This is a genomic window from Micromonospora sp. NBC_01412 (assembly GCF_045040215.1).
Lineage (GTDB): Bacteria > Actinomycetota > Actinomycetes > Mycobacteriales > Micromonosporaceae > Micromonospora > Micromonospora rubida.
In genome coordinates, this window is record NZ_CP109528.1 from 7,557,672 (window position 1) to 7,573,165 (window position 15,494).

Genomic DNA, 15,494 nt, shown 5'->3' on the forward strand with positions numbered 1-15,494 from the left:
GGCCGCCGCCAGACGGTCAGTGGTGCCAGGAGCGCCAGAGGGCGGCGTACGTCCCGTCGGCGCGGACCAGCTCGTCGTGGCTGCCCAGCTCCGTGATCCGGCCGTCCTCCAGCACGGCGACCCGGTCCGCGTCGTGCGCGGTGTTGAGCCGGTGCGCGATCGCGATGACGGTCCGCCCTGCGAGCACCGCCGCCAGGGCCCGCTCGGTCCGACGGGCGGTGGTCGGGTCCATCGCGGCGGTCGCCTCGTCGAGGATCAGCGTGTGCGGGTCGGCGAGCACCAGCCGGGCCAGCGCGAGCTGCTGGGCCTCGGCCGCGCCGAGTTGCCGGGCGCCGTCGCCGAGCGGGGTGTCGAGGCCGTCGGGCAGGTCGGCGTACCAGTCGGCGCCCACAGCGACCAGCGCGGAGCGCATCCGCTCGTCGGAGGCGTCGGGCGCGGCGAACGCGAGGTTGTCGCGGACCGAGCCGATGAAGACGTGGTGTTCCTGGGTGACCAGGGCGATCCGGCGACGCCGCTCGGCCGGGTCCAGGTCGGTGACCCGGCAGCCGCCGATGCTCACCTCGCCCTCGCGGGGGGCGTCGATGCCGGCGAACAGCCGGGCCAGGGTGGACTTCCCCGCCCCCGACGGGCCGACGACGGCCAGCCGCTCGCCGGGGCGTACCTCCAGGTCGATGCCGTGCAGGACGTCGCGGCCGTCGGCGTACGAGAAGCGCACCCCGCGCGCGACGAGCCGCTGCCCCGGCGGCACGGTGACCGTGCCGGGTGGCTCCGGCGGCACCTGGCCGACGCCGAGCACCCGGGCGAACGACGCGATGCCGCGCTGCGCCTGCTCGGTCCACATCAGGATCCGGTCCAGCGGGTCGATGGCCTGTTGCAGGTAGAGCGCGGCGGCGACCACCTCCCCCAGCGACACCGCTCCCCGGGACAGCAGGTACCCGCCGGCGAGCAGCACCGCGGCGACCGGCAGCGGGTAGCTGGCCTCCACCACCGTGAAGAACACCGTCCGCAGCGCGAGGGTCGCCCGCCGGGCGCCCCAGAGCCGGGCGATGCGGTCGGTGCCGTGCCCGATCCGCTCGTCGGCCAGCCGCAGCGCCTCCACGGTGCGGGCGCCCTCGGCGGTGGTGGTCAGCGTCTCGGTCAGCTCGGCCGTGGCGGCGCCCTCGGCGAGGTAGGCGGGGCTGGCCCGGCGCAGGTACCAGCGGGTCACCGCCCAGATCGACGGCAGCCCGGCCAGCGCAACCAGGCCGAGCAGCGGGTGCAGCAGGAGGATCGCCCCGAACAGCAGCGCCAGCTGCGCCGACGCGATGACCATGGTGGGCACGACGTCGCGGACGGTGGTCCCGACGGTCGACACGTCGACCGAGCTGCGGGTCGCCAGGTCCCCTGAGCCGACCCGCTCGACGACGGAGACGGGCAGGGCGAGGGTCCGTCGGACGAACTCCTCACGCAGCCGCGCGACGGCCCGCTCCCCGAACCGGTGGCTGGCGTACTGGGCGTACCGGGAGATCAGCGCCTGCGCCAGCACGCAGCCGACGATCGCCAGCGCCAGCCGGTCCACGGTGGCCACGCCGGTGCCCGCGCCGACCTGGTCGACGATGCGGCCGAGCAGCCACGGCGCGGCGAGCCCGGCGACCGTGGCGGCGACGTGCAGCGCCAGCACGACGGCGACCGCCCGCCGGTCCCGGCCGACGAGGTCCACCGTGGCCCGGCGTACGGCGGCCCGGTCCGCCACCGGCAGCCCGCTCACCGCAGCACCCCCTCGACCCCGGCGGACGGGTCGAGGTCGGCGTCGTCGCCGTCGTCGCCGTCCCGGGCCACCAGCGCCCGGTAGCCACGGTCGCGGCCGAGCAGCTCGGCGTGGATGCCGGTGGCGACGATCCGGCCGGCGCGCAGGTGGGCGACGGTGTCCGCGTGGCCGAGCAGCAGCGGCGACGTGGTGAGCAGGATCGTGGTCCGGCCGGCCCGCGCCGCCCGCAGCCGCTCGGCGATCCGCGCCTCGGTGTGCGCGTCCACGGCGGACGTCGGGTCGATCAGGATCAGCACCTCCGGCTCGGCGAGCAGCGCCCGGGCCAGCCGGACCCGTTGCCGCTGGCCGCCGGAGAGCGTGCGGGCGCGGGTGCCGAGCGGGGTGTCGAGGCCGTCCGGCAGCGCGTCGACGACCTCCTCGGCCGACGCTGCCCGCAGGCCCGCCGTCAGCCGCGCGTCGTCGTCGGCATGGGCCGGGTGTTCGTCGCCCCGGCCGTCGCCACCGACCCGCCGGGCCCGATCGCCGACCTTCCCGGCCCGCTCCCCGGCCCTCGCGGCCCAGTCGCCGACCCTGCCGGCCTGGTCGCCGACCCGCCCGGACCGCAGGATGTCGCGCAGTGTGCCGGCGAAGAGGTAGGAGTCGTGGTCGGCGACCAGGATCCGGGCCCGCACGTCGTCGAGCGGGATGGCGGCCAGCGGCACGCCGCCCCAGGTGACGTCGCCGGGGACGTACCGGCCGAGCCGGTCGGCGAGCGCGTCGGCCTCGCCGGGGTCGGCGGCGGCGACGCCAACCAGCCGGCCGGCCGGGACGGTCAGCCCGGTGGCCGGGTCGTGCAGGTCGCCGGGCCGGGCCGGGGCGGCCGGGATCCCGGGCGGGCGGGCGGCGGGCACGGCGGCCGGCGGGCCACCCACGGGACGGGCGGCCGGCTCGGCGGGCCGCCACGCTTCAGCAGCCCGGCGTGGCTCGGCCGACTGGCGCGGGCCGCCAGCGTCGTCGGGGAGCAGGTTGAGCAGGGCGGCGATCCGGCCGGCGGTGACCCGGCCCCGGATCAGCTGGTAGCTGCCCTCCAGCAGGAACCAGACCGGCACGATGAGGGTCGCCACGTAGCCGTAGACGGCGACCAGCTGCCCGATGGTGATGTCGCCGGTCACCGCCATCCGGGCGGCGAGCCACACCACGGCCGCGAGGAACAGCCCCGGGATGGCGACCGTCAGCGCGTCGATCCAGCTGTTGACGGCCCCGACCCGGTAGCCCTCGGCCAGCAGGCGCCGGGACCCGGTGGCGTACCGGCGGGCGAACAGGCCCCGGCCGCCGACCCCGGCGAGGACCCGAAGCCCGGCCACGATGTCGCCGGCCTGGGTGGTGAGCTCGCCCTGCTGCTGCCGGTAGACCGACTCGGCCCGTTCGAGGCGGCGCAGCAGCGGCCCGACGACGAGCGCGATCGCCGGCACGCCCAGCAACACGCACACCGCGAGCAGCGGGGACACCGACCACAGCACGACGGCAATGACCGCGTACGCCACGATCGCGCCCACTCCCGGCCCGGTCAGCGTCAGCACCTGCGAGGTGTGGCTGATGTCGGAGCCGCCGACGGTGGCCACCTCCCCGGCGGCGAGCCGGCGCGGCAGCACCGCGCCGATCCGGGCGAGCTGGCGCAGCAGGACCGCCGCCGAGCGGGCCGTCGCGTCCTCCCGGACGAAGGTCATCGTGCGGTGCCGCATGATGCCGAGCCATGCCAGGAGCACGCCCGCGAGGACGATCGCCGCGACCCAGAGCAGCAGGGCGGCGTCGTCGCCGGCGCGCAGCCCGTCGTCGACAGCCCGGGAGATCAGGTACGGCCGGACCGACAGCCCGATCATCCAGGCCGTGCCGAACAGGCTGCCGCGCAGCACCCGCCAGGGCTGGCAGCGGACCAGCCACCAGATGTACCTCAGCGGTCCTCTCGTGTCCGGGACACCAGGGTCAGGGTGGGGAATCTGCGGCGGCACCCGCCCACGCTACCGACCGACTCCGCCGCATGCGGGCCCATTTCCGCGCGGCGCGGTCAGGTGGTCGGCGTGGTGAGGAGGTAGTCGTCCGCGTCCGCGCTCCACTCCAGCCGGACCGCGCCGCTGGTGGCGGCCGCCTTGCAGAACTGGAGGAAGCCGCGGTAGCCGAGCTTCTTCTCGCTGAAGTCGGGCCGGACCCGGCGGAGCTGGTTCTTCAGCCCGGACAGGGCCACCTCGCCGTCGTCGCCGGCCAGGTCCTGCACCACGGAGCGCACCAGCGCGAACGCCACCTCCCGGTCGCCGTGCTCGGGCAGGGACACCTCCGGGTCGCCCTTGGCCGGGCCCTCCGCCAGCTCGATCACCGTGTGCGCGGCGAGGTGCCGCAGCAGCTCGCCGAAGGTGCGGAACCCGTAGTCGGACTCGCTGAAGGTCGGGTCCTTGCGCAGCAGGGTGCGCTTCAGCGTCGAGGCGGTCACCTCGCCGCCGGAGCTGCCCTGGAGGCCGGCCACCGTCTGGGCCACCAGGACGGCGAGGGTGTCGACGTCGCGCGCGGGCTCCTCGACCACCGGCTGGGGCTCGGGCTCCTGCTCCACCGGCTGCGGCTCCGGGCTGGGCAGCCGCGCCGGGCGGTTGCGCTTGGCCCGGGCCGGCGGGACGTCGACGCCCTCGAGGCGGTCGTAGTAGAGGAACTCGTCGCACGCGGGCGGCAGCAGCGCCGAGGTGGACTTCTCCACGCCCACGCCGATGACCCGCTTGTTCAGCTCGCGCAGCTTGTGCACCAGCGGGGTGAAGTCGCTGTCACCGGTGCAGATCACGAACGTCGAGACGTACGCGCGTTCGAAGGCCAGCTCGACGGCGTCGACGGCCATCTTGATGTCGGCGGCGTTCTTGCGGGAGGCGCCCATCCGCTGGGGCATCTCGATGAGCTCGACGTGGGAGCGGGTGAGCATCCGGCGGTCCTCGTCGAAGTACGACCAGTCGGCGTACGCCCGCCGCACCACCACCCGACCGCGCTCGGCGAGGGCGTCGGCGATGGGACGCAGGTCGAACGCCATGCCGCCGAGGTGCTCGCGGGCCCCCAGGGCGAGGTTCTCGTAGTCGAGGAACAGGGCAATCCGGTCTTCTTGATCCACGGCCGCCAGCCTACGCCCGGACACCCGGCCCACCAGCGGGTACGCGCCGTGAACCGGCACCACGTGCTGGGCTCGCCGCCGTCACGCCACCCTCGCCGGCTGCCCCGGTCAGGTCCCGGCGGGGCGACCTACGTCCGGCCCGATGCGCGGTTGGTGACCTGGTCTCCGGAGGGGGCGGCGGGTCAGTGGTCAGGATGTCGGGCGCAGACCTGCCCGTCGTCGCGGACCGAGCCGAGCAGGATGTCCAACGGGACCGGGCGTCCCAGGTGGAAGCCCTGGCCGGCGTCGACGCCCAGCCGGCGCAGCGCGGGCACCAGCGGTTCCCGGTCTACCGACTCGGCGACCGTCTGCATGCCCAGCCCGTGCGCGGCGCGGACGACCGCGTCGATGAGGACCGGGTCGGCCCCGCCCCGGTCGGCCTGGCGAACGAAGTCACCGGCGATCTTCACGGTGCTGAACGGCAGGTGCTTGAGGTAGGTGAACGACCCGAACCCGGCGCCGAAGTCGTCCAGGCTCAACCGGCAGCCGGCGTTGCGCAGCGTACGGGCCAGGTTGCGGACCGCCGCCACGTTGGTGATCGCCGCCGTCTCGGTCACCTCCAGGCCCAGCCGGCCGGCCTCGACGCCGGCCGCGCGCAGCCGCCCCACCACCCAGTCGCCGAAGCCCGGCGACTCCATCGAGCGGGCGGAGATGTTGACGTCGAAGCACATCCCGGCCGCCACGGCCGACGGGTCGGCCAGCGCCGACGTGGCGGTCGCCACCACCCACCGGTCGAGCTCACCGATCAGGTCGTCGCGTTCCACCGTGGGCAGGAAGTCGGCCGGGGGCAGCGGCGGCTGCCGGCCGTCACGCAGCCGGATGAGCAGCTCGTGGCTGACCACCTCGCCGGTCAGCAGGTCGACGATCGGCTGGGCGTCGAGTTGCATCCGGCGCTCGTCGAGGGCGGTGCGGACCCGGGTCACCACGTTGACCCGCTGCACCGCGTGCCGGTACTGCTCCGGGAGGTACAGCCGGGCCCGGTTGCGGCCGGCGTTCTTCGCCTCGTACAGGGCCAGGTCGGCGTGGGCGAGCACCACGTCCCGGCTGTCGCCGGGCCGCAGTGAGGCGGCCCCGATGCTCAGGGTGACCCGCAGCCCGGCGTCGGTCAGCGGCACGGGGGTGCCCACGGCGGCGTTGCACAGGCCCTCGGCGACGGCGAGGGCGTCGCCGGCCGAGGCGTCCGGCAGCACGACCGCGAACTCGTCGCCACCCAACCGGCCCAGCACCGTGCCGGGCGGCAGGTGGTGGGCGAGCAGCCGGGCCAGCACCCGCAGCACGTCGTCGCCCACGCCGTGCCCGTGCACGTCGTTGATGTCCTTGAAGTTGTCGATGTCGATCAGCAGCAGCGCGCCGGACGGGTCGCCGCCCGGGACCAGCAGGGCGTCGAGGCGGGCGAGCAGGGCGCGGCGGTTCGGCAGGTCGGTCAGCGGGTCGTGCTCGGCCAGCCGGGTCAGCTCGTCCTGGGCCCGGCGCCTCTCGGTGATGTCGTGGGCGGTGCCCAGGACGCGCGGGGCGCCGTCCCCGTCGGTGAAGACCTCGCCGTAGCACTCGAAGACGCGCAGCGTCTCGCGGTCCGCGAGGTACATGCGGTGGGTGAACGAGAACGGCGTCCCGGTGCGCAGCGCGGTCTCCAGGGTCCGCTCGATCATGGCCACGTCGTCGGGATGCAGCAGCTTCCGGTACAACGGGTAGTCCAGCGCGGTGCCCGGCGGGAGGCCGACCATCTGCCGCAGCACGTCGGACCAGACGACCGCGCCGGTCGACACGTCCCACTCCCAGCTGCCCACCTTGGCGAGCTGCTCGATGTGGGCCAGGCGCCAGCGGTGGTTGCGCCCCTGTTCGCGCTCCCGGCGCTCGACGGTGACGTCGCGCACCTCGTACAGGCGCAGGCACTGCCCTTCGTGGTCCATGCTGTGGCAGCGCACCTGGAGCCAGCGGGCGGGGCCGGCGGCGTCGGGCCAGGGGGCCTCGACGGCCGGGCCGCCCGGCTCCACCTGGGTCACCGGCAGGTCCTCCGGCCGGACCCCCAACCGGCGCGCGGCCTCGTTCGACCACAGGCACCGGCCGTCGGGGCGGAGGACCATCAGGGCGGTGGAGGCGGCGGCGGCGGCGACCGCGGGCAGAGTCCTCACCTGGCGGCCACCCCATCCCCTTGCCCCGTCACGGCATCCGGATGGCACCAGCACACGGTGATCCGGCCGCGACGCGGAGTCTACCCACGGGCGCGACCGCGGTGCTCGCCCCGCTCGCAGGTGACCGGTGGGTACGCGACGCCGCACGCGGGCCGGGCGCACGATCGCCGCCCGGTCGACACCTGACCCGGCCGGGTCCCGGGTGGCCTTGAGCTATCCGGGACCGCCGTGAGATTCTGATGCGTCGATTAGTCGCCGCGCGGGGCTGACAGTCGTCCGAAGGGCAACCGGGGGCCAGCACGGCCTGCGGGGGACGGCGACAACTGCGATGACCACCGGGCAGTCCGTCCACGAGTCCGCCCGCCGCCGCCCCGGCGCACCCGCAGGTGCGAGCCACCCGTCACCGGCCCGGGCGAGTCTCCGTCGTACCCCACGAAGGAACTCCACCATGCAGAACCCGATCAGCCCCGGGTGCCCCGCGCGGACCCCGCCGTCGCGCCCGACCCGGTCCGCCCGCCGCCGCTGGCCGGCCCTCGCCGCGAGCCTGCTGCTCGTCGCGGCGGCGTCGGCCACGGTCAGCCCGCCGAGCGTCAGCGCGGCGACCACCCCGGTCGCCGTCACCGTCAACGCTCGGGCGGGACTGGCGACCGTGCCGGACACCGCGCTGGGCGTCAACCAGGCCATCTGGGACCAGCACCTCGGCACCGACGAGACGTCGGACCTGCTGCGCGCCGCCGGCGTGAGGATGCTGCGGTACCCGGGCGGCTCGTACGCCGACATCTACCACTGGAAGAACCACACCGCCCCCGGCGGGTACGTCGCCCCGAACACCGACTTCGACACCTTCATGGCCGGGGCCAGGCGGGCCGGCGCCCAGCCGATGATCATCGCGAACTACGGCACCGGCACGCCGGCCGAGGCCGCCGACTGGGTGCGGTACGCCAACGTGACCAAGGGCTACGGCGCCAAGTACTGGACGGTCGGCAACGAGAACTACGGCAACGGCCACTACGGGTCGGCCTGGGAGGCCGACGACCACCCCGACAAGAGCGCCACCCAGTACGCCCGGCTGGTCGTCGACTACGCCGACGCGATGAAGGCGGTCGACCCCACCATCAAGGTCGGCGCGGTGCTGACCATGCCGGGGAACTGGCCGGACGGCATCACCGCCGGCAGCGACCCGGGGCCGTGGAACGCTACAGTGCTGTCCCTCGCCGGGCCGAAGATCGACTTCGTCGACGTGCACTGGTACCCGGGCGGCAGCGCCGCCGAGTCGCTGGAGCGCACCGGCCACATCGACGACGCGGCCCACCTGCTGCGCCAGCAGATCGCCCGGTACGCCGGGCCGAACTCGGGACGTATCGGCATCAGCTTCACCGAGCTGAACGTCGACACGGGCCGGACCACCCAGCCGGCCGCGCTGTTCCTCGCCGACGCCTACAGCGACCTGCTGGAGAACGGGGTCTTCACGGTGCAGTGGTGGAACGTGCACAACGGCATCGGCACCGTCTCGCAGGTGGCGGGGCACACCGACTACGGCGACTTCGGCATCCTCTCCAGCAGCGGCTGCACCGCCGACGGGTCGGTCTGCGAGCCGCCGCTGAACACGCCGTTCGCGCCGTACCACGGGCTGTCCATGATGAACCTGTTCGCCCGGGCCGGCGACCAGCTCGTCCGCGCCGGCACCGACCAGCCGCTGGTCACCGCGCACGCCGCCCGCCGGGGCAACGGGGACCTCGCGGTGCTGCTGGTGAACAAGGACCCCGACAACGAGCACCCGGTCACCATCGACTACGCCGGGTTCACCCCGTCGGACGCCGCGCCGACGGTGCACACCCACACCAACGGCGCCACCGCCATCGCCACCGGCCAGTCCGGCAACGCGACCAGCCGGGTCCTGCCGCCGTACTCGCTGACCACGCTCGTGCTGCGCCCGGCCGGCGCGGTCACCGGGCAGCCCGGCACACCGGGCCAGCCCACCGCCGCCGCCGTCACCGACCGGGGCGCGACCATCTCCTGGCCCGCGGCCACCCCGGGCCGCAGCCCGATCGCCAAGTACGAGGTGTACCGGCAGAACGGGGCGGTCAGCGAGCAGCTCGGCGAGACCTCGGCCACCTCGCTCACGGTCGGCAATCTCGTCCCCGGCAGCAGGTACACGGTCAACGTGCTGACCCGGGACACCGCCGGCCGGGTGTCCTGGTCCTCACCGCCGCTCACCTTCACCACCGGCAGCCCCGCCACCAGTTCGTGCGGTGTCCGTCTGACCGACACCTCGAACTGGGGCAACGGATTCGTCGGCGCCGTCGACATCGTCAACAACGGGGCCGCCCCGATCAACGGCTGGACGCTCACCTGGACCTGGCCCACCACCTGGCAGCAGGTGAGCGGCGGCTGGAACGCGAACTGGGAGCAGGTGGGCCGGACCGTCCGGGTCACCAACACCGCCGACAACCGGCTGATCGCCGGCGGCGGGGGCAGCACGAGCGCCGGCTTCGTCGGCTCGTACGGCGGCCCGAACGTCCTGCCGACCGCGTTCACCCTCAACGGCGTCGTCTGCACCGTGCTGTAACCTCGCCGTCGGCCCGGGCCCGGCACCCGCCGGGCCCGGGCCGACGGTCTCACCCGGGCGGGTGCGGCCCCAGGGCCCCGGGCCCTCACCCCGTACACCACCACCAGGAGCGCCATTTCCGACGCCAGGCCGGATCATGACTGACGCATGGGAGATCTTGGAACGAAATGGCCCCTGGAGGGGCCATTTCGTTCCAAGATCTCCGGCCATCCTAATGGATGGGACGGAATTCCTGGGAGGTGGACAACTTCGGGCGAGTTCGGCAGGGAGGCGGCAATCAGCGCGGCGGGACAGGGCTCCCGTGGGGGGCTGGACCGGCGGCGGGACAGAGTGGCCGGTTGCGCGGCGACCGCCGCACCGGAGGCACCCGCGCACGCGACTTCGATATGCGAGCCTGGAGGCAGAATCGACAGATTGGAATATCGGCAAGGCGTTATGACGCGCTACTATGCGTAACCCGCGCCGTTCCCCGCTCGAAACTCGGGTGCCGTGCGTCAGGAGGCGGAGAGCCGGCCCAGGTGGTCGCCGAGGCGGTGAGTTGGCCGGTAGCCCTGCGCGCGCGCCCGACTGATGTCCAGCACCATGGCCCGGGCGAGCTGGTCGACGGCGTACCGGGTCAGCACCGGCGCGCGGCAGGCCAGCCGGGACAACGCGGTCGCCGCGCCCGCCGCACCGGCGGCCAGGCCCACCGGCAGGTGCAGGAGCCGGGCCGGGGCGCCCGTCGCGGCGAGCGCCGCGCGCAGCACGGCGTCCCGCGAGTACGGCCGATCGTCGGCGATGTTGTACGGGCCGGCCGGCCAGTCGGCCGCCGCCAAGCAGGCGTCCACCAGGTTCTGCACGGCGGTGAGGCTGAGCCGGACGTCCGGGCCGGGCACCGGCAGCCACCCGCCCCGGCGGGCCCGCAGCAGCCGGGGCAGCAGGTGCGGGTCGCCGGGCCCGTACACGGCGCGGGGGCGCAGCACGACGGCCCCGGCCGCCAGCGCGAGCCGCTCCCCGGCGGCCTTGGTGCGCCCGTACGCGGAGAGCTGCCCGTCGACCGGATGGTCCTCGGTGACCAGGGTCGCTCCCCCGGGCCGGTAGACGCTGGCGCTGCTCACCCAGACCAGCGACCGACCCCCGGCGGCGTCGAGCAGCCGGGCGGTGCCGTCCACGTTGACCGCCCGGTAGGCGCGCTCGGCCGCCGGCCCGGGCACCGGGTCGCCGACGGCAGCGGCGAGGTGGATGACCAGGTCGGCCCCGGCGAGGTCTGGGACGCCACGGCCGGCGTCCCACGGCACGTGCCGGCCGACCGGGCCGGGGCGCCGGCCGAGGCAGCGCACCCGGGCCCCGGCGGCCTCGGCGGCCCGCGCCACGGCGGCCCCGCAGAAGCCGCTCGCGCCGGTGACCACCACCTCGGCCCCGGTGAGGTTCACCGGCCGGCCCTGACCACCAGGCGTGCCCAGCCGGGCAGCGCCGCGTGCCCGTCGGCGCGGGCCCGCACCACGACCGGCCGGTGCGGCGCCAGGGCGGCGAGGGTGTCGGCGAGCTGCGCGCGGGCCAGCCGGGCCCCCGGGCAGGAGTGCTGGCCGGCACCGAAGACCAGCCGGGCGGTCCGGGCCGGTGCCGGCGCGGCGCAGTCCGGCCCGGCGAGGTGCGCCCCGGCGGCGTGCCGGGCGACCAGCAGCAGCCGGTCCCCGGACCGGACCGGGCAGCCGGCCACGGTCGCGACCCCGGCGGCGACCCGGGGCAGCACCGGGCTCGGCGCGGTGACCCGCAGCAGCTCGTCGACCAGGACGTCCCGGCTGCCGGCCGCGCCCGCCCGGTCCCACAGCCGGTCGTCGGCGCACCAGGCGACCGCGCGCGGGATGCCGGACACGGTGGTGTTGACCGCGGCGAGCGCCAGCATGCCGGCCAGGCCGGCGACCTCCGGCGGCAGGCCGAGCAGCTCGGCCAGGTCGGCGACGGCCCGGCGGGCGGCGCGGGCCCGGCCGGGTGGGCGCGGGCCGGGGAGCTGCTCGGCGGCGGTCGCGGCGGCGGCGCGGCGGGCCGCCTCGGCCAGCGCGACCGGGTCGGCGTCCACCCCGAGCAGCGCCGCCGTGGTGGCGCCGGCCAGCTCGGCGACCACCGGCACCAGGTCCACCGGTTCACCGTCGCCCAGCGGGGCCAGCCGCCGCCGCAGCACCGCCGTCCAGACCGGACGCAGCCGGGCCACCCCGGCGGGGCCGAGGCCGTCGGTGAGGGCGCGGCGGGCCTGCCGGTGCTCGGGGCCCTGCTGGTCGAACAGGAGCCCGTCGGTGCCGAGCCGGTGGGCGGTGCCGCCCACGGTGCCGGCGGCGGCCCGGTCCAGGGGGGTCCGGAGGAGCGCGTCGAGGTAGCCGTCCGGGTCGTGCACCACCAGCGTCCGCCCCAGCCGCACCGCCGGCCAGCGTCGGGTGGCCGCGAGCAGGGCGAACAGCACCGGGTACCGCCGCAGGTAGACCCGGCGGTCCCGGCGTCGTCCCCGGCTCGGCGCCGGGCGCCGCCGGTCCGCGTCGCCGCCCCCGGTGCGGGCCCCGCTCGGCTGTTCAGCCACGGGAGCGACCGCCCGCCGGGGCACGCCGGCCGGTCGCGGCGGCGGCGAGGGTGGCCGCGGCAGCCCGGTCCGGCTTGCGGGAACGGCCTTTGGTCGGCACCGGGGCGAAGACCAGCGAGTCGGGCCGGGCGGCACCCATCCCCGCCACGACCTGGTCGAGGGCCCGGCGCAACCGCCGCGGGTCGACGCCCGGCTCGGGTTCGACGACGGCGACGAGCCGTTCGTCGCCGTCCTCGGCCGGCACGCCGACCAGCACGGCCAGGTTGACCCCGGGGACGTGCAGGGCCGGCTCGTACAGGCCGGGGTAGATGTTCTCCGCGCCGCGCAGGATCATGTCCTTGCTCCGCCCGCCGAGGACGACCCGACCGCCGTCGAGCCGGGCGACGTCGCCGGTGTCCACCCAGTCGTGCGGGGCCTCGCCCAGGTAGCGGTGCGCCTGGCCGGGGCCGGTGAGCAGCAGCCGCCCGTCCGGCTCGACCCGGGTCCGCACGCCCGGCAACGGCGCCCCGACGAGGTCCCCCTCGCCGGTGAAGGCGGCCTTCTCGCCCGCCTCCACGGCGGCGGCCGGGAAGAGTTCGGTCAGCGCGTACACCCCCCAAGCCTGCTCGGCGCCGGCCCGCCGGACCCGGTCGAGCAGGGCGGCGCTCACCGGTGCCGAGCCGCTGTAGAACCGGCCGGACAGCCGGGGCCGTTGGGCCAGCAGCGCCCGCAGCTGGGGCGGGGTGAGGTAGCTGGCCTGCGGGCGCAGCCGGGCCACCTGCCGGGCGAGCACCCGGGGCGTCCGGGCCGGCAGGGCCACGGGGGCGCCGCTGGCCAGGGCGGGCACCAGGACGAAGAACATGCCGCCGAGCACCGGTTCGTCGGGCAGCGGCCGGACCAGGTCCGCGACGGCGCGCATCCCGGCGTCCAGCCCGGACCGCCGGTGGACCACCGCCCGGGGGCTACTGGTCGTGCCCGAGGTGAAGATGACGACGGCGTCGCCGTCCTGCCCGGTGCGGTCGGGCACCGGCCCCGACCGGAGACGCAGCGCCGGGGCGCAGCCGGGCAGCCGGCCGCCCACGGTACGCACCGGGCCCAGCTCGGCCAGCCGGGGCAGGGCCAGCTGGGCCCGGCCGGCCAGCGGTCGCGCCCACCCGGCGACCGCCTGCGCCGCCGCGTCGGCGACGACGAGAGCGGGTCGGGCCAGGGCCAGCCGCGCGGTGAGCACCTCCGGGCCGGCGCTGGGGTCGAGCACCGCCGCCCGCAGCCCGAGCCGGTGCGCGGCGAGCAGGATCGACAGCGCCCGGGGGCCGGGGCGGACCGCCACGCCGAGGGTGTCCCCGGCGGTCAGCCCGTGGTGGTGCAGGGCGGCGGCGTACCCGTCGGCCAGGTCGGCCAGCTCGCCGCGGGTGGCCCGGATGCGGGGCCGGCCGGACCGGGCCGCGGTGAGCACCGCCGGCCGGTCCGGGTGGCGGCGCAGCGCGGCGGCCAGTTCGTCGAGCATCGGGGACTCGCTCTCCTGGTTGGGGTTCGGTCAGCGGGGGTCCGGGGACAGCCGGCCGCTGCCCCGGTCCAGGTACCAGGCGGCGGTGCGGCGCAGGCCGTACGCCCGCAGCCGGCGGGTCGAGTTCTCCACCACCATCGTCCGGTCGTGGACGATGTCGCCGGTGTGGCGGCGTACCCGGTTGAGAAACTCCCGGTCGGTCGGCGACGGGCGGCGCGGCATGCCGCCGGCGGCGAGGTAGGCGGCCGGGGTGATCGCCATGTTGTTGCCGGCGTGCATCCGGTACGGGGCCCGGTAGCCGGGCCCCCGGTGGGCGGGCCGGAGCCGGCCGAAGGCGGTGGCGACGGCGACCAGTCCGCGGAACACGGCGCGGCCGAACGGGCCGTGCTCGTCGCGGCGGGCCTCGATCCGGCCGCAGGCCATCGCCGCGCCGCCGGTGAGCGTGCGGCGGGCCGCCGCCACCCAGCCGGGCCGGGGCAGGCAGTCGGCGTCGGTACGGGCCAGCAGCGTCGCCCCGTGCGCGATGGCGTGCCGGAAGCCGGTGTCCACGGCGGCGCCGACGCCCCGCTGCCGCTCCTCGACCAGCCGGGTCGGCACCGGCGACCGGGCGGCGAACCGGCGGACCGCCTCGGCGGTGCCGTCGGTGGAGGCGTTGTCCACCACCAGCAGGGTGAAGTCGAGGTCGGTCTGCCGGGACAGCGCGTCCAGGGTGGCCCCGATCCGGGCGGCCTCGTTGTAGGCGGGCACCACCACCCACAGCGCGGTCACGACTTCTCCCAGACCATGGTCATCACGCTGACGCCGCCGCCGAGGCCGATGAACAGCACCCGGTCGCCGGGGCGCAGCCCGGCGTCGACGCGGGCGAGCTGCACGCCGAGCGTGGCGCTGGCCAGGTTGCCCAGCTCGGCCACGGTGATCTCCAGCTTGTCCCGGGGCACGCCGGTCACCTCGACGAACCGGTCCAGGTAGGGCAGGGTGACCTGGTGGACCAGCACCCGGGCGTAGTCGGCCCAGTCCAGCCCGGTGCGGTGCCGGACCCGGTGCAGGATGTCCGTGCCGATCTTCTCGAACACGTCGCGCAGCGCCCGCCCGTCGCCGGTGAAGTAGGTGTGCTCGTCGCCCCGGGGGTGCCGGGAGCCGCCGCCGGGGATGCCGCCCACCGTCCAGTGCTCGGACCAGGTCTCGGTGTCGACGTCGACGATCCCGCCCCGGGCGACCGGTTCCACCAGCACGGCGGCCCCGGCGTCGCCGAACGTGTAGCCGGCGAAGGCGCTGCGGGCTTGGTCGAGGTCCGTGAGCTGCCAGCGCATCGCCCGGGTCGGTGTCTCGCCGGTCACCACCAGGGCGCGCCGGGCGCGGCCGGCGAGGACGGCCGACCGGGCCAGGTCGATGCCGTTGAGGAAGCTGTTGCAGGCGTTGGTCACGTCGAGGGCGTGCGCGCGGCCGCCCAGCTCCGCCTGCACGATGTGGGCGGTGGCCGGCTCGACGACGTCCCGGCTGGCGGAGGCGAACAGCAGCAGGTCCACGTCCTCCGGTTCGCGGCCGGCGGCGGCGAGCGCCTGCCGGGCGGCGCGGACCGCCAGGGTCGAGGCGTACTCCCCGTCGCCGGCCATCCGGCGGGAGGAGATGCCGGTCATCCGCGACAGCAGCCCTGCCGGCAGGTCGAACCCGCTGGCCTCGGCGATGCGGCGGTGCAGTTCGGCGGTGGGCACGACCTGGTCGGGCAGGCTGGCGCCGACGGCGGTGATGCCCACTCGTTCCCGGGCGGAAGACGGCGCTGACGTGGGGGCGATCATGCGTTGAGCTTGCCCAACGCCGCCGGCGGGCGGATGAGTAGGGGTGCTCATGTTCA

Annotated in this window: 10 protein-coding genes; 1 reads left to right on the forward strand and 9 read right to left on the reverse strand. The window is 76.1% G+C overall.

Annotation, left to right across the window (positions count from 1 at the left end; all coding sequences use genetic code 11):
- Positions 1-16: 16 nt before the first annotated feature.
- The 4 genes from OG617_RS32805 to OG617_RS32820 form a co-directional block, all read right to left on the reverse strand.
- The gene (locus OG617_RS32805) at positions 17-1,747 is read right to left on the reverse strand and encodes an ABC transporter ATP-binding protein (RefSeq protein ID WP_405096842.1); all 1,731 of its coding nucleotides are present in this window, start codon (positions 1,745-1,747) and stop codon (positions 17-19) included.
- The gene (locus tag OG617_RS32810; RefSeq protein ID WP_405096844.1) at positions 1,744-3,735 is read right to left on the reverse strand and encodes an ABC transporter ATP-binding protein; all 1,992 of its coding nucleotides are present in this window, start codon (positions 3,733-3,735) and stop codon (positions 1,744-1,746) included. Before OG617_RS32810 ends, OG617_RS32805 begins: the two co-directional genes overlap by 4 nt.
- Before the next feature lie 56 nt (positions 3,736-3,791).
- Positions 3,792-4,868 carry an NYN domain-containing protein gene (locus tag OG617_RS32815; protein WP_396683271.1) on the reverse strand — a complete coding sequence of 359 codons (1,077 nt, stop codon included), beginning with the start codon at positions 4,866-4,868 and terminating at the stop codon, positions 3,792-3,794.
- Positions 4,869-5,050: 182 nt separating this feature from the next.
- Positions 5,051-7,039 (reverse strand): putative bifunctional diguanylate cyclase/phosphodiesterase, encoded by a 1,989-nt coding sequence (locus OG617_RS32820; protein WP_405096847.1) that lies wholly within the window; start codon positions 7,037-7,039, stop codon positions 5,051-5,053.
- A 448-nt stretch (positions 7,040-7,487) separates the two neighbouring features.
- Here OG617_RS32820 and OG617_RS32825 point away from each other — a divergent pair, with 448 nt between their 5' ends.
- Positions 7,488-9,608: a cellulose binding domain-containing protein gene (locus OG617_RS32825; RefSeq protein WP_405096849.1), complete on the forward strand. Its 2,121-nt coding sequence runs from the start codon at positions 7,488-7,490 to the stop codon at positions 9,606-9,608.
- Positions 9,609-10,102: 494 nt separating this feature from the next.
- On the opposite strand, the gene OG617_RS32830 is transcribed toward OG617_RS32825, so the two are convergent.
- Genes OG617_RS32830 through OG617_RS32850 form a run of 5 tightly spaced genes read right to left on the reverse strand, consistent with a single transcriptional unit; the run spans position 10,103 to position 15,438 of the window.
- Positions 10,103-11,020, reverse strand: a complete 918-nt coding sequence (locus OG617_RS32830) for an NAD-dependent epimerase/dehydratase family protein (RefSeq protein WP_405096851.1) — start codon at positions 11,018-11,020, stop codon at positions 10,103-10,105.
- Positions 11,017-12,159, reverse strand: coding sequence for a cytochrome P450 (locus tag OG617_RS32835; RefSeq protein ID WP_405096853.1), 1,143 nt, complete (start codon positions 12,157-12,159; stop codon positions 11,017-11,019). Before OG617_RS32835 ends, OG617_RS32830 begins: the two co-directional genes overlap by 4 nt.
- Entirely contained in the window at positions 12,152-13,642 is a 1,491-nt protein-coding gene (locus OG617_RS32840; RefSeq protein ID WP_405096855.1) for a class I adenylate-forming enzyme family protein, read from the reverse strand. Before OG617_RS32840 ends, OG617_RS32835 begins: the two co-directional genes overlap by 8 nt.
- 30 nt (positions 13,643-13,672) lie before the next feature.
- Entirely contained in the window at positions 13,673-14,410 is a 738-nt protein-coding gene (locus OG617_RS32845; protein ID WP_405096857.1) for a glycosyltransferase family 2 protein, read from the reverse strand.
- The gene (locus tag OG617_RS32850) at positions 14,407-15,438 is read right to left on the reverse strand and encodes a 3-oxoacyl-ACP synthase III family protein (RefSeq protein ID WP_405096859.1); all 1,032 of its coding nucleotides are present in this window, start codon (positions 15,436-15,438) and stop codon (positions 14,407-14,409) included. Before OG617_RS32850 ends, OG617_RS32845 begins: the two co-directional genes overlap by 4 nt.
- Between the last annotated feature and the right edge of the window lie 56 nt (positions 15,439-15,494).

Bases quoted from the DNA above. Each gene is read 5' to 3' on its own strand.
- OG617_RS32825 (WP_405096849.1), top strand. From the start codon at position 7,488: ATGCAGAACCCGATCAGCCCCGGGTGCCCCGCGCGGACCCCGCCGTCG.
- OG617_RS32840 (WP_405096855.1), bottom strand. From the start codon at position 13,642: ATGCTCGACGAACTGGCCGCCGCGCTGCGCCGCCACCCGGACCGGCCG.
- OG617_RS32850 (WP_405096859.1), bottom strand. From the start codon at position 15,438: ATGATCGCCCCCACGTCAGCGCCGTCTTCCGCCCGGGAACGAGTGGGC.